The 14,091-nt window shown below is 49.7% G+C and carries 12 protein-coding genes; 8 read left to right on the top strand and 4 right to left on the bottom strand.

The genetic code is table 11. The features are described from left to right. Positions 1–369 precede the first annotated feature (369 nt). Positions 370–1,752: a carbohydrate porin gene (locus tag M977_RS08315; protein WP_064514210.1), complete on the top strand. Its 1,383-nt coding sequence runs from the start codon at positions 370–372 to the stop codon at positions 1,750–1,752. A 38-nt stretch (positions 1,753–1,790) separates the two neighbouring features. Here the strand turns inward: M977_RS08315 and lsrK are convergent, their stop codons facing one another. Together lsrK and lsrR are read right to left on the bottom strand one after the other, a co-directional pair. Further along, positions 1,791–3,389: an autoinducer-2 kinase gene (lsrK, locus tag M977_RS08310; protein WP_064513962.1), complete on the bottom strand. Its 1,599-nt coding sequence runs from the start codon at positions 3,387–3,389 to the stop codon at positions 1,791–1,793. Positions 3,390–3,418: 29 nt separating this feature from the next. Next, positions 3,419–4,390, bottom strand: coding sequence for a transcriptional regulator LsrR (lsrR, locus tag M977_RS08305; RefSeq protein ID WP_064513960.1), 972 nt, complete (start codon positions 4,388–4,390; stop codon positions 3,419–3,421). 231 nt (positions 4,391–4,621) lie between these two features. Here lsrR and lsrA point away from each other — a divergent pair, with 231 nt between their 5' ends. The 6 genes from lsrA to lsrG are packed head-to-tail and all read left to right on the top strand — an operon-like array spanning position 4,622 to position 10,346. Further along, positions 4,622–6,103 (top strand): autoinducer 2 ABC transporter ATP-binding protein LsrA, encoded by a 1,482-nt coding sequence (lsrA, locus tag M977_RS08300; RefSeq protein ID WP_157092058.1) that lies wholly within the window; start codon positions 4,622–4,624, stop codon positions 6,101–6,103. After that, the gene (gene lsrC / locus M977_RS08295) at positions 6,100–7,131 is read left to right on the top strand and encodes an autoinducer 2 ABC transporter permease LsrC (protein ID WP_064513956.1); all 1,032 of its coding nucleotides are present in this window, start codon (positions 6,100–6,102) and stop codon (positions 7,129–7,131) included. Before lsrA ends, lsrC begins: the two co-directional genes overlap by 4 nt. Further along, entirely contained in the window at positions 7,132–8,133 is a 1,002-nt protein-coding gene (lsrD, locus tag M977_RS08290; RefSeq protein WP_064513954.1) for an autoinducer 2 ABC transporter permease LsrD, read from the top strand. A gap of 2 nt (positions 8,134–8,135) precedes the next feature. Then, on the top strand, positions 8,136–9,155 hold the full coding sequence (lsrB, locus tag M977_RS08285; protein WP_064513951.1) for an autoinducer 2 ABC transporter substrate-binding protein LsrB: 1,020 nt from the start codon (positions 8,136–8,138) through the stop codon (positions 9,153–9,155). Positions 9,156–9,165: 10 nt separating this feature from the next. After that, complete coding sequence (gene lsrF / locus M977_RS08280; protein ID WP_064513949.1) at positions 9,166–10,056, top strand: 3-hydroxy-5-phosphonooxypentane-2,4-dione thiolase; 891 nt, start codon at positions 9,166–9,168, stop codon at positions 10,054–10,056. Beyond that, positions 10,053–10,346, top strand: coding sequence for a (4S)-4-hydroxy-5-phosphonooxypentane-2,3-dione isomerase (gene lsrG / locus M977_RS08275; protein ID WP_064513947.1), 294 nt, complete (start codon positions 10,053–10,055; stop codon positions 10,344–10,346). The genes lsrF and lsrG overlap by 4 nt, the downstream gene beginning before the upstream one ends. Before the next feature lie 59 nt (positions 10,347–10,405). Here lsrG and M977_RS08270 read toward each other — a convergent pair whose 3' ends face one another. After that, positions 10,406–11,230 carry a glycosyltransferase family 17 protein gene (locus M977_RS08270; protein ID WP_064513945.1) on the bottom strand — a complete coding sequence of 275 codons (825 nt, stop codon included), beginning with the start codon at positions 11,228–11,230 and terminating at the stop codon, positions 10,406–10,408. Positions 11,231–11,349: 119 nt separating this feature from the next. Then, on the bottom strand, positions 11,350–12,741 hold the full coding sequence (ygjG, locus tag M977_RS08265) for a putrescine aminotransferase (protein ID WP_209438601.1): 1,392 nt from the start codon (positions 12,739–12,741) through the stop codon (positions 11,350–11,352). Between the two features lie 453 nt (positions 12,742–13,194). Between ygjG and M977_RS08260 the strand changes: the two genes are divergently transcribed. After that, the gene (locus tag M977_RS08260; RefSeq protein ID WP_083962920.1) at positions 13,195–14,088 is read left to right on the top strand and encodes a diguanylate cyclase; all 894 of its coding nucleotides are present in this window, start codon (positions 13,195–13,197) and stop codon (positions 14,086–14,088) included. Positions 14,089–14,091: the final 3 nt, after the last annotated feature.

Here is a 14,091-nt window from a genome sequence, read left to right as displayed (position 1 = left end):
GTGACGCGATTCAAAGAACGATGAAGTTTTTCCTCTCCAGCAACGCGGCCTTCCGATTGCTCTCAGTTATGGATTTACGTTTACGTATGCATAAATATAGTTAAAAAAACTGAGGGTAATATATATATCTATTTTCATATTCTCATGATGAATATATCATCGCTCTGTTTTAATTTTTATTTATTCGAATGTGATAAAGCTACGATTCTGGCACTTAATATTTTGAAGTGAAAAATAAAAGTTGCTATTTTGCTTTCTGTTGTAATTAAAGCCAGAGCTGCGATTTATTTTATTCTCTATATATTAGTATGCTCTTATCTATTCACGGGGATTATATAAATTATTCATTTATAAGGATGTATAATGCGTATTAAAATAAAGTTTTTAGCATTATTTACGAGTGCGGTAATATCCAGTGGAGCTATGGCTTCAAACAATGAACGTGCGTTAGAACAACGTCTTGACCAGTTAGAACAAAGGCTTATAGCCGCTGAAAAACGTGCGTCCACGGCAGAATCAGAAATTCAAAAAATAAAATCTACCCCAGCACCCGTCACTGCTCCTGTTACTGTTGTCAGTGAGCAATCTGTTAATAGTAAAACCGATAATCAATCACCAAAATTACAATTAACGGGGTACGGAGATCTAAAAATTTATGGCGACGTGGAATTTAATATGGATGCCGCCAGCCGCAGTAATGGTCTGACATCTATGCGTCGTAGTGCCAATATTAACTGGGCAGATGGTAATAACGAACTCTGGGATATTAATGGTCGTTTACTGCTTGGGTTTGATGGTTATCGCCGAATGGATGACGGCAAATTTGCGGGTTTCACTGCACAACCATTGGCAGACTTAACCGGGCATATGAATCTTGATGATGCAGCGTTCTTCTTTGGCCAGGAAAATGACTGGAAAATTAAGATCGGGCGTTTCGAAGCCTACGATATGTTCCCGCTTAACCAGGATACCTTTGTCGAGTACTCGGGCAATACTGCAAATGATCTTTACGGTGATGGCTACGGCTATATCTACATGATGAAAGAAGGGCGTGGGCGTAGCGATTCTGGCGGTAGCTTCCTGATGAGCAAAACAATAGATAATTGGTATTTTGAGTTGAATACCTTGCTGGAAGACGGCACCTCGCTCTACCAGGACAAGGAATATCATGGTAACGAATTGACTAAAGATAAGAATGTGGCTTATCTGCGTCCGGTGATCTCTTGGTCGCAAGATGCATTCTCGGTTGCTGCCGCGATGGAAGCCCAAGTGGTGGATAACGCTTACGGTTACAAAGATGCCAACGGTAAAATAGTAGATCAATCCAGCCGTACTGGTTACGGCTTGACCATGACGTGGAATGGACTGAAAAACGATCCGGATAACGGCATCGTTGCTAACTTCAATACGGCCTACCTCGACGCCGCCGATGAAACCGATTTCACCGCAGGTGTCAACGCATTGTGGCAGCGCTTCGAGCTAGGTTATATCTACGCGCATAACGACATTGATAAGTTTGATGTTAACTCAGCGATGGGTACCTGTGACGACGATTGCTGGATAACCAATGCCGGCACTTACGATATCCACACCATCCACTCTTCCTATCAATTCCCGAACGTGATGGGTATGAAGAACTTTAATATTTATCTCGGGACTTATGTGTCGTGGGTTAGCGCTGATCATGACGGCAGTGATGGCGACGACAACACGCGCTACGGTGGACGTGTGAGATTTAAATATTATTTCTAATGTGAGTTAGAAGCGCCCTCACCCTAACCCCGGACCGTTCAGCCCTCAGGGAGAAGGCCTGGCTGAGGGCGCATCACCAGGCCTGGGGCCTTCCACATAGAAGTGGTTAAACCGCTATCCACCAGTGTGAGCTGGTCAGCATACACCTTCGTCCATTTGCGTTTCATCTCGTCATACAGCTCACGGTGCGCTCGATTTGGCGTGAATTCGCGTTGCCATTGCACAAGGCGCTCACCCGCTTCGGCAAGGTCGTTAAACAACCCAGCACCTACGCCTGCGGCAATAGCACAACCGAGTGCTGTCGCCTCTTTAACGACTGGCACACGCACTGGTAGCCCTGTTACATCACTCAGGATCTGGCTCCACAACGCGCCTTTAGAACCACCGCCTGCAAATACCAATGATTCAAACTGGATGCCGGAAAAACCGGAAATCTGCTCAAGATTGCACGCTGAAACAATCGCAGCATTCTCTTCTAACGCACGGAATAGTGTCGCTTTATTGCATTTTTCGGGGTCGATTGAGAGGTTAATAAACGACGGTGCTGCGTGATACCACTGTTTGAAATGCATGGCGTCGGAGAAAATCGGCATCACGCCGTGAGAGCCCGCAGGAACTCGCGCAGCCATATCTTCGAGCAGGGCGTAAGTGTCCACGCCAAGCCTTTCTGCCAGCAGTTTTTCTTCGGCGCAGAAAGCATCCCGGAACCAACGCATCGTCAGGCCGGTGAAGAAGCTGATAGATTCCGCCTGCACCATGTTGCCGATGACATGCGGGTTAATGCGGATATTCATCTCCGGATCGGTTTTGATAGCAGGCAGGTTCACTACCTGCTGCCAGAATGTCCCACCCAATACTGCCGCCTGCCCGGCGCGGACAACGCCAAGCCCGACACAACCTAGCTGCACATCGCCACCACCCATAACCACCGGTGTGCCAGCCAGTAAACCACTGTGCTGCGACGCTTCTTGTGTTACACCACCAAGTACCGTACCGGTTTCTTTAACTGGCGAGAGAATATCTGCCCGCAATCCAGCCATATCCATCAGTGACGGTTGCCAGTCACGGGTCGCCAGATCAAGCATTCCTGTTGTACCTGCATTAGAAGGATCGACTGCCAGCTCGCCGCTGAGTTTCGCCGCCAGCCAGTCGCTGATCATGGTCACGGTCGCAGCCTGGCGATAAATATCCGGACGATGATGCGCAAGCCACAACAGGCGCGGCATAGCGCTTAGCGCCAGCGTTTGGCCAGAAACATGATAAACCTCGGATTCAAACTGGAAATCATGGATCTCTTTAAGTTCGCTGACTTCACGGCTGGCGCGGGCATCAACGTTGGCACATGCCCAGATAGGATCGCCGTTACGATCGTAGAGCACGATCCCTTCGCGCATTGAACAGCAGGAAACGGCGCTGATAGCACCCGGTGGAAGATGTGCTTTTTGGAGAGCTTCACGGATGCACTGGCAGGCAAGCTGCCAGTTGGTTGCGAGATCAAACTCCATCGATCCGGGGACATCGGTGATGCTTAAATGTTTCCATTCAGCCTGGCCGACGGCAATCTGGTGGCCTGAAGTATCAAAGATGACGGCGCGAATACTGCCCGTCCCGGCGTCTAATGCCAACAAGTAACTCATTGATTATCCCCGCAACCTAAGGCGCGAGGTTAATCAGCCAAAGCTAACACCGCCCGCGCAGTCTCTTCTTCCGTCACCAGGCCGTTTATTCGCAGGCCTCGAAGTGCGGCATAAATAGCGTCCGCTTTGTCCACGCCTCCCGCGACACCCACAATGGTTGGGAGATGCGCCAGGTCGTCGAGCGTTACGCCAAGCAGTTCGCGGTGAATTTCCAGAGCTTCCACCAGTTCGCCATCCGCTTGCAGGAAATAGCCAAGAATATCGCCCACAGCACCTTTGCGGGCGTACATCAGTTGTTCTCCCTCGCTGATATAACCGGAACGTAAAATGGTCGCATCACGCTTCTGGTTGATAGCGCCGATACCCACCACTGCGACATCCGCGGCCGTGGCGGCGAGAATGACATCCCGCACGCTCGACTCCATGCGTAAAATCTCTGCCACTTGTGGCGATGAAACCCGCAGTGGTGCCGGGATCATGCTAACGCTACATGCTGCATCCAATTGTCCGATGCCAGTCATGTACGGCCCAACACCGCCGGAAAGCGTCACCAGACGAATCTGTTGCGAGCTGATAAAACCACTCAAATGTTGGAGGCAATTCATCGTTGCCTCACCAAATCCCACCGCCAACAACTGCCCTGGTTCCAGAATCCCCATCAGTGATTGCGCTGCGCCAATGCCTAATCGCGTGTTCATCGGCGGGGTGTTATGCGCGGGAAGTACACGCGCAATTTTGAGGCCGAATCGCTGCTGCAACTGGGTTTCCAGTGCCAGGCATCCTTCAAAACGCGAGTTAATCTGTACGCGAATCACCCCAGATTGACGCCCTTTCTCCAGTAAGCGTGAAATCTTTAACCGTGGCAGCCCAAGTCGCTCACCAATATCATTCTGCGTCAGGCCGTCGTGGTAGTAAGACCAGGCCACGCGTGCCAATAGCTCTTCTTCGGCCATGGGGAGTGCTGCTAGTTTCCCTTCTTCTGCTGCTCGTTTATCGCTCATAAGTGAACTCTTATTAAAATTTAGATCATATGTTCGAAGGTGCGGGGCAAGAAAATGTGAAGCGCACGGCAAAAAGATCATTTTCAGATGCAAATGGTTTAGCTGATCTATTTAAAAATTTTGTGATCTCTGCCCTGTTGTAAAAATTACCCGGCGTCTACGCTTTTGAACATTATTAATTCAATTTCTCTTTTGTTCAATTGTGGAGTGACGATGCCCAACCCCACCGCAATGCTTGAAGCACGCCAGATAAGCAAACAGTTTTCTGGTGTGAGCGTGCTCAAAGCTATTGATTTTGCTCTGTATGCAGGGCAGGTGCACGCATTGCTGGGCGGTAATGGGGCAGGGAAATCCACACTGATGAAGATTTTTGCCGGGGTGGAAACCCCCGATAGCGGTGAACTGAAGGTACAAGGCAAAGCATTTGGGCGGCTCAAACCAGGGCAGGCGCACGAGTTAGGCATTTACCTTGTGCCGCAGGAACCGATGCTGTTTCCAAATCTGACGGTGCGCGAGAACATCCTTTTTCGGCTGCCGCGGCAAAACGATATGGAAAAGCGCCTGCAACAGAAAATGCAGCAGCTTGAATGTCAGATCCCTCTTAGCGCTACAGCCAGTACGCTGGAAGTTGCTGATCAACAGATGGTCGAGATCCTGCGCGGTTTAATGCGTGAGGCGAAGATCCTGATCCTGGATGAGCCTACCGCGTCCCTTACACCTGGCGAAACCGAACGGCTATTTCGCCAGATCCGCGCCTTACAAAGTCTCGGAGTGGGCATTGTATTTATCTCCCACAAATTGCCCGAAATCCGCCAGCTTGCCAGCCATATCTCAGTGATGCGTGACGGTGCCGTAGTCTTACAAGGTGAAACTGCACAGCTACTTGATGAGCAGTTGATCAACGCCATGACACCGAACGCTCGCCAACACGCGTTAAGTGATACGCAAAAGTTGTGGCTGGCATTGCCGGGAAATCGTCGCACCGAACCGCAGGATTTTCCGGTACTGCGCGTAGAGGAGCTGACCGGTGAAGGATTTATCGATCTCAGTTTTGAACTGTACGCAGGTGAGATCGTAGGCCTGGCCGGGCTGGTGGGATCCGGGCGTACTGAACTGGCAGAAACGCTTTATGGTCTACGGCCGATGCGCGGTGGGCACATTTATTTAGAAAATCGTGAAATTAGCGGCGATCGCACCAAATCACGGCTCGATCGTGGACTGATTTACTTGCCAGAGGATCGACAGGTTTCCGGGCTATTTCTTGATGCGCCGATCCGCTGGAACACAGTGGTGCTTAACGAGCCGGGCCTGTGGCAACAAAGCAGGCGGGAGTCCGCGATAGTGGAACGTTACCACCGGGCGCTTGGGATCAAACTCAACGATGCCGGGCAGACGGTGCGCACACTGTCCGGCGGTAATCAGCAAAAAGTCCTGCTGGCGCGATGTCTTGAAGCCAATCCATTGTTGCTCATCATTGATGAGCCAACGCGCGGTGTGGATGTGGCGGCGCGAGCGGATATCTATCAACTGATCAAAAGTGTGGCGGCGCAAAATGTTGCAGTGCTGATGATCTCATCCGATCTTGATGAGTTCAGTGGGCTTGCGGATCGCGTGCTGGTGATGCACCAGGGCGCCATGAATGGTGAGTTACGTAAGCCAGCAATCACTGTGGATCGCATGATGAGTATGGCGTTTGGCGGAGGTAAAGCATGAAAACATTGCTGCGCAACCGTGAACTCAGCGCGCTGCTGGCGATAGTTGCCCTATTTGGCGTGTTGGTCGCACTTAATCACAACTACTTCAGCTTGCAAACGCTAAGCATGATATTCACCAGCGCTCAGATCCTGATCCTACTGGCGGTAGGAGCTTCGATGGTGATGCTGACGCGCAATATCGACGTTTCGGTGGGATCGACCGTTGGACTGTGTGCAATTGCTGTCGGTGTGGCGCTTAACAGCGGCTTCAGCTTGCCGGTGTCGATGCTTTTTGCCTTGTTGATTGGCGCGGTGGCGGGTTTCTTTAATGGGATTTTAGTCGTCTGGTTGCGCATTCCCGCGATTGTCGCAACGCTTGGTACGCTCGGGCTTTATCGCGGCGGTATGTTGTTATGGACAGGAGGCAAATGGATTGAAGGGCTGCCCCCTAATCTGAAATCGCTCTCCGAACCCGTCGCTTTGGGGATTTCCCCGCTTGGTTTCACGGTTCTTGCTTTAGTGGCTATCGCTGCCTGGGTATTTGCACGAACCGCTTTCGGGCGTGATTTTTACGCTGTGGGCGACAACCTGGCCGCTGCTCGTCAGCTTGGTGTTTCAGTAAACCGCACTCGTCTTATGGCATTCACTTTCAATGGCATGCTGGCTGCCATCGCTGGGATTATCTTCGCTTCGCAAATTGGCTTTGTACCTAATCAAACCGGCAGCGGGCTGGAGATGAAAGCTATCGCAGCTTGTGTGTTGGGCGGTATTTCTCTGCTTGGCGGTACAGGAACCGTCATTGGCGCATTTCTCGGTGCATTTTTCCTGACGCAAATCGACACCGTTCTGGTGCTCTTCAAACTCCCAGCCTGGTGGAATGACTTTATTGCAGGTCTGGTTTTACTCGGGGTGCTAGTGCTGGATGGGCGGTTACGCCAGGCACTGGCGCGCCATCAGCGGGCACAGAAATACAGCCGTTTTGTACCGCCATTACCGGGTGCGAAAAATGTGCGGCCTTTTCCTCGTAAGAAAAAGGATGTGGCGTAGATGAAGCTAAAACTCAACTGGGAAGTGGCGCTGCTTCTTATTCTGGTGGCTGAAATCTTGCTGTTTGGCGCAATTAATCCCCGCATGTTAGACATCAATATGCTGCTGTTTAGCACCAGCGATTTTATCTGCATCGGGATAGTGGCGTTGCCGCTGACGCTTGTGATCATCAGCGGTGGCATTGATATATCGTTGGGTTCAACCATTGGCCTGTGCGCTATTGCGCTGGGGGTGATGTTGCAGGCAGGTTTGCCAATATCTTTAGCCATAATTTTGACCCTGGCAGTCGGCCTGCTGTGCGGATTGTTTAATGCGGCATTGATTCACTACACCGGCATCAGCCCGCTGGTTATCACACTCGGCACGCTTTATCTGTTCGGCGGCGCGGCGTTGTTGCTTTCCGGTATGGCAGGCGCGACGGGTTATGAAGGTATTGGTGGCTTCCCGGATGCGTTTACCAACTTCGCCAACCTCACTCTTTTCGGCCTGCCTATTCCGCTGGTGATGTTTGCCGTTATCACGCTGATTTTCTGGCTACTGACTCACCGCGCGCGCTTTGGCCGCCATATTTTTCTGATTGGCCAAAACCCTCGTGCGGCGCGTTATGCGGCACTGCCGGTGAATGGCTCACTGTATGGGGTCTACGGCATGGTGGGATTGGCGTCGGCTATTGCGGCGATTGTGCTGGTTTCGTATTTCGGCTCGGCGCGTTCTGATTTAGGGCGCGATTTGTTGATGCCTGCTTTAACGGCGGCTGTGTTGGGTGGCGCGAATATTTATGGCGGCTCCGGTTCGATTTTGGGAACAGCACTGGCGGCTCTGTTGGTGGGGTATTTGCAACAAGGTTTACAGATGGCTGGCGTGCCTAATCAGGTATCGAGTGCGTTGTCCGGTGCGCTGTTGATTGTGGTGGTCATTGGTCGTTCGGTGAGTTTGCACCGCGAATATCTACAAGCGGCGTGGCGTCGTTTGCGCGGTAATAGAAAACTAACGGGAGTGTGATTATGAAGCAGACAACAAAACGCGTCCTGCAACTCAGTGCATGGGCATTAGCCTTTGGTGTGGTTAATGTGCAAGCCGCCGACAGGATTGCCTTTATTCCAAAACTGGTTGGCGTGGGCTTCTTTACCAGCGGCGGTAATGGCGCGATGCAGGCGGGCAAAGATCTCGGTGTTCCGGTGACTTACGACGGGCCAACTGAACCAAGCGTCTCCGGCCAGGTGCAGCTTATCAACAACTTCGTCAATCAGGGTTACAACGCGATTATTGTCTCGGCAGTTTCGCCAGATGGGCTATGCCCGGCGCTTAAACGTGCCATGCAGCGCGGGGTAAAAGTGCTGACATGGGATTCTGATACTAAACCCGAATGTCGCAGTATTTACATCAACCAGGGAACGCCGCAACAGCTCGGTGGCATGCTGGTGGATATGGCGGCCAAACAAGTTACTAAATCTGCTGCCAAAGTTGCATTCTTCTACTCGAGCCCAACGGTGACGGATCAAAATCAGTGGGTAAAAGAGGCGAAAGCGAAGATTGCCAAAGATCATCCGCAGTGGGAAATCGTTACCACCCAGTTTGGCTATAACGACGCGACTAAATCTCTGCAAACCGCTGAAGGGATCTTAAAAGCGTACCCGGATCTGGATGCGATCATTGCACCCGATGCTAACGCATTACCTGCTGCCGCACAGGCCTCTGAAAACCTGAAACGCACCAATGTTGCGATTGTCGGTTTCAGCACACCAAACGTCATGCGCCCATATGTTGAACGTGGAACGGTGAAAGCCTTTGGCCTATGGGACGTGGTTCAGCAGGGTGAAATTGCGGTTAACGTCGCAAATACCATGCTGAAAAAGGGCGATCTTAATGTTGGTGACACTGTTGATGTGGCGAAAATTGGCAGCCTGAAAGTCGAGCCTAATAGCGTACAGGGCTACCAGTATGAAGCGAAAGGTAACGGCATTGTGCTGCTGCCAGAACGCGTGGTGTTTACCAAAGACAATATCGGCAAATACGATTTCTGAGGGTGGGAAAATGGCAGATCTTGACGATATCCGCGAGGGCAAAGATTACGGTATTGGCCGCCCTCAGGAGAACAAAGCGTTTTACCTGAAGGGGAGTGGGGCACTGGATTGGGGGATGCAGTCGCGGCTGGCGCGTATTTTCAATCCTGACTCTGGGCGTACCGTGATGTTGGCATTTGACCACGGTTATTTCCAGGGGCCCACTACCGGTCTTGAACGCATTGATTTATCTATCGCACCTCTATTCCCGGAAACCGATGTGCTGATGTGTACACGCGGAATACTGCGCAGCGTTGTGCCGCCTGCTACCAACAAACCGGTGGTATTACGCGCTTCTGGCGGGAATTCGATTCTCAGTGAACTGTCGCGTGAAAGTGTGGCTGTGACTATGGAGGATGCGTTGCGCCTCAATGCCTGCGCGGTGGCGGCGCAGATTTATATCGGCAGTGAATACGAACATCAGTCGATCAACAACATCATCAAGCTGGTGGATGAAGGTACACGCTATGGCATACCAACGCTCGCTGTAACCGGTGTGGGTAAGGAGATGGCGCGTGATGCTCGCTATTTCTCGCTCGCCAGTCGAATCGCTGCAGAAATTGGTGCGCAGTTTGTGAAAACCTATTTTGTCGAAGAGGGTTTCGAGAAGGTTGCTGCCAGTTGTCCGGTGCCGATCGTTATCGCCGGAGGCAAGAAGCTTCCAGAACAAGAGGCGCTGGAGATGTGTTTCCGGGCTATCGATCAGGGTGCATCCGGCGTGGATATGGGACGTAATATTTTCCAGTCAGACGCGCCACTTGCCATGCTAAAAGCGGTGAAAAAGGTGGTTCATGAAAATGCCACCGCCCGTGAGGCGTATCAGTTCTGGCTCGATGAGAAGCATCAGGGAGGCAAAGCATGAATGTGACGCTGGTAGAGATTAATATCAAACCGGAACGGGTCGATGAGTTTATGGACGTGTTCCGCGCCAACCACGAAGGGTCAATCAAGGAGCCGGGGAATCTGCGTTTTGATGTGTTGCAGGACCCTGATGTGGCGACGAGGTTCTTTATTTATGAGGCTTACCAGGACGATGAAGCCGTGCTGGCGCATAAGCAAACGCCGCATTATCTGACCTGCGTTGAGAGGCTCGATGAGATGATGTCAGAACCGCGTAAGAAGAGGAGTTTTGTGGGGTTATTGCCAGCTTAGTATTAGCACCCTAACCCTCTCCTTCAGGAAGTGGGTTAGGGTGAGGATGGTTTTAAACCTTAGCGAATAAACTCTGCAAACTTATGAGCATTTTGTTTCAAATACTCAGGGAAATCCCCACTTGGTAAATCAACCACTTGCAGGTTTCTTTCTCGAGCCCAAATATCCAACCCGTTCTCAATTGCATTCTTTATATGTTCTTGATTGTTAAGCTCAGGGGTGTCGTATTCCGTGTGCGAAATAGTCGACATTTTTTCTGAGATACGTTCAGCCGTCATGATCCAAGAGAAATGCCAGCCGGCGTTATGCACAATATTGTTTCTTAATTTAAACCAGCGCCACTTCAACCAGTTTTTGCGGATTTTTGAGCGTTTTACATTACGCAACGTTTCTGGCTCGCCATTAAAGAATGTACGCAGATTTTTATAACTGGTCATTCTCGGTAACGTGCACTGGCGGGGTGTGCCATCGCTATTAAATACCTGCAAATTAAACTGATAATTATAGAAATTCTGGTAGAGCGTGGAGCAAAGGTAGTTTGGCTTATACTCTGCAAGCGCGGCTGGGCGAATAATTTCATCGACATCAGACACGATGATGATGTCTTGCTCCTTCGCTGCCGTCAGCCCGTTCATTATGGCGTTCCGCGTTCTGGCCTCATTCGTCCAACTGTCTGCATCCGGCTTTTCATCAAAGACAACATAGATAATCTTGTCCTTAAATTGCGCGAATTTGTTGATATCAAAATTCAGCTCGACTGGCTGCCCAGTAAAGGAGTGTGTCGATTCAACAATGACAAACTTATCAACATAGTCATTGAGTGTATTGAGTCGAATATCGAGCAACATATCTTCGTCATAGTAGAGGAAGCAGTCGTAGATCATAGGGCGGAGACCAGATTTTAAATATTGAAAAGATCAGCGAGTATAGAGCGTTCAGAGGGGTAAAAACATAAGTTTGCTTATAATATCCCCCGGCATTATAGCTCCGGGGGATCATTCGATCACAGGGCTAACTCAGTTTTGTTGCTGTTGGCATAAAGCAATTTCAATGCCTTCCTCGCACAGCCCAACACATGTTCACACTGCTCAATCGTGACAGTCAGTGGAGGTTCAATACGAATGGTTTTCGAATTGTTGAGCGTTCCGGCGACCAGTATCTGCTGGCGGAACATTTCACTGGCAAAGTTATAGCCAATTTCGTTGTCGCTAAACTCGATGGCAATCAACAAACCTTGCCCACGGGCATCAACCACCAGTTCCGGAAACTCACGTTTCAGGGCCTGGAAGCCATCCACCAACAGTTGTCCTTTCTGTTGTGCTTGTGCCGGTAGATTCTGCTCAAGCAGAACATGAATGGTTGCAAGTGCCGCCGCGCAGGCTAGCGGATTGCCGCCAAATGTTGTGGTGTGTAGGAAAGGATTATCAAACAGCACAGAGAATACTTCTTCTGTCGCAACGGTGGCACCAATCGGCATTACGCCACCGCCTAGTGCCTTGGCGAGGCATAAAATATCAGGCTGTACGTTCTCATGTTCGCAGGCGAACATTTTGCCCGTACGTCCCATACCGGTTTGCACTTCATCAAAAATGAGTAGTGCGCCAAATTCGTCACATAATTTACGAACCGCCGGTAAATATCCTGCTGGTGGGATAATCACACCGCCTTCTCCCTGAATAGGTTCAAGGATTACAGCTGCAACATCATCACCGGTTTTACGGCACTCACTGAGCATGGTACGCATCGCGTCTATATTGCCGAACGGAACATGCCTGAAGCCTGGAAGTAACGGCATAAACGGTTTACGGAAAGCCGATTTTGCTGTTGCTGACAACGCCCCGAGAGATTTGCCATGAAACGCGCCGCTGGCGGCGATAAAGGTAAATTTCCCGCGTGGAGATTGATAGGCCTTGGCGAGTTTAATCGCGGCTTCAACCGATTCTGTACCGCTGTTGCTAAAGAAGCTGTATTTCAGTTTACCCGGAGTGAGGGTCGCAAGCGTTTTGGCGAGCATCGCCCGTAAGGGGTCGAGCAGCTCCTGACTGTGCAGGGGTTGTTTTTCGAGCTGATGCTGTACGGCGGATACCACTGTTGGATTACGGTGCCCCACGTTAAAAATGCCGAACCCACCCAGACAATCTAAATATTCCTTACCCTGGGTGTCGACAAGCGTATTTAAACTACTCGCTTGCCACTCTACGGCTCCGTAATCCCCGCCGGCGGTCACTGATTTGCGATACTCAAGAAAACCCGGATTCACATGCTGTTGGAAGTTTTCGATAACCTCGCGATTTAACGCCTTCATTTCCTCATGAGTTAATGACTTCTTTTCGATGATGTTGAGAGCGTGCGCTGTGCAGGCAAGAGCCGAAGCGCTAGTAGGTAACCTGTTCAAAATGTGCTCCTGGGAATGACGTATCACGCGATACACAAAATAAGTATTGCAGGGAATACGCCACTTCGCTTCCCATAAGCGAAATCAGGATAAACGATCTGACGAAATTCAAGTTGCGCAATAAATAGTCACAAAGAATCACATTCCGTGGATAAAAATGCTGACATAAAGCGGCTTTGTTCTTCGTTATCTGGTTTTTGTGCACCGTAACCGTGCGTCATGCTGCTTTAGAGTGCATTGCACTGCAAAGTTAACTTTTTAATTTCTCCCATTGAAAAGAAGTCAGTGTAATTTCATTTTTTTTGAAACTAATAATAACTCAGTAAATTACAGAAGGAATGCTTGTAAGTTTAATGATTATTGCAGTTATAATTCGCGCGGGAAATTTCTCACCATTGAACGGTATCTTTTGTGGTGGTTATTTAATCAATATGACGTGAGTGTGGTTTGAAAATGATTATCAATGACCTTGATTACTCCTTGTCTGAATTAAATATTGCGATGAAGGAACATTATGACTGGGCTGGAAAATTCCTGCGCTTGAGTCTATTGGATGGCGAGGTCGACAACGATATCCTCGACCCAATGTCACACCAGCGTTGCCGGTTTAGCCGCTGGCTGTCGCTACGTCTGAATGGCAGTGCCCTGGATAAAGAGATGGTCATGGCCATCAATACAAATCATATCCTTATGCATGATGTTGCCCGCGAGTTAATGCAGTCTATTATTCAAAAAAATGTCACAGACTCATTGCTAGAAAAATACCAACAGGCACAGCACGAATTTATTCATAGCCTTGATCGTTACAAAGAACATCTATTTTCCTACCGTAATTTGCATGATGCATTAACTGGCTTGCCACTACGCCACTTGTTATATCAAGAATTTCCATTATTCCGTGAACAGTGCCAACGTACCTGCCGTAATCTTTATTTGTTAATTATGGATATTGACCATTTTAAAACAATTAACGATACCTGGGGGCATAATGCAGGGGATGATGTATTACGCAGCGTGGCCTTGACGTTAAAAGATGCCACACGCCGAACTGAGCGTATTTATCGTTTTGGTGGCGAAGAATTCATTATCTTGTTGGATGCAAGAAATGACGAGGACGCGCAGAAAGCTGCAATGCGTATTCGCGAACATTTACAGCAACATCAAATCACCGTGGGTGACGAGCAGATTAGTGTAACGGCCACTGGTGGGCTGACAAACGTCTCGCATACAGATTCATTACATGAGGCGATTAGTCGTGCTGATAAGGCGATGTACTGCGGTAAAAATAGCGGGCGCAATCGCTGCATTATGTCTACTGCAGCAGAAGAGATGATTGCGCTCGACTAGATA

Origin of the sequence: Buttiauxella gaviniae ATCC 51604 (assembly GCF_001654835.1) — a bacterium.
Classification (GTDB): Bacteria; Pseudomonadota; Gammaproteobacteria; order Enterobacterales; family Enterobacteriaceae; genus Buttiauxella; species Buttiauxella gaviniae.
Note: the sequence above shows the minus strand (reverse complement) of the source record. Positions and strands in the feature narration are given on the sequence as shown.

What these genes read in the sequence shown, in the direction of transcription:
- M977_RS08260 (WP_083962920.1), top strand. Translation starts at nt 13,195, where the DNA reads ATGATTATCAATGACCTTGATTACTCCTTGTCTGAATTAAATATTGCG.
- lsrF (WP_064513949.1), top strand. Translation starts at nt 9,166, where the DNA reads ATGGCAGATCTTGACGATATCCGCGAGGGCAAAGATTACGGTATTGGC.
- lsrK (WP_064513962.1), bottom strand. Translation starts at nt 3,389, where the DNA reads ATGAGTTACTTGTTGGCATTAGACGCCGGGACGGGCAGTATTCGCGCC.
- lsrD (WP_064513954.1), top strand. Translation starts at nt 7,132, where the DNA reads ATGAAGCTAAAACTCAACTGGGAAGTGGCGCTGCTTCTTATTCTGGTG.
- lsrC (WP_064513956.1), top strand. Translation starts at nt 6,100, where the DNA reads ATGAAAACATTGCTGCGCAACCGTGAACTCAGCGCGCTGCTGGCGATA.
- lsrG (WP_064513947.1), top strand. Translation starts at nt 10,053, where the DNA reads ATGAATGTGACGCTGGTAGAGATTAATATCAAACCGGAACGGGTCGAT.
- lsrA (WP_157092058.1), top strand. Translation starts at nt 4,622, where the DNA reads ATGCTTGAAGCACGCCAGATAAGCAAACAGTTTTCTGGTGTGAGCGTG.
- lsrB (WP_064513951.1), top strand. Translation starts at nt 8,136, where the DNA reads ATGAAGCAGACAACAAAACGCGTCCTGCAACTCAGTGCATGGGCATTA.
- lsrR (WP_064513960.1), bottom strand. Translation starts at nt 4,390, where the DNA reads ATGAGCGATAAACGAGCAGCAGAAGAAGGGAAACTAGCAGCACTCCCC.
- M977_RS08270 (WP_064513945.1), bottom strand. Translation starts at nt 11,230, where the DNA reads ATGATCTACGACTGCTTCCTCTACTATGACGAAGATATGTTGCTCGAT.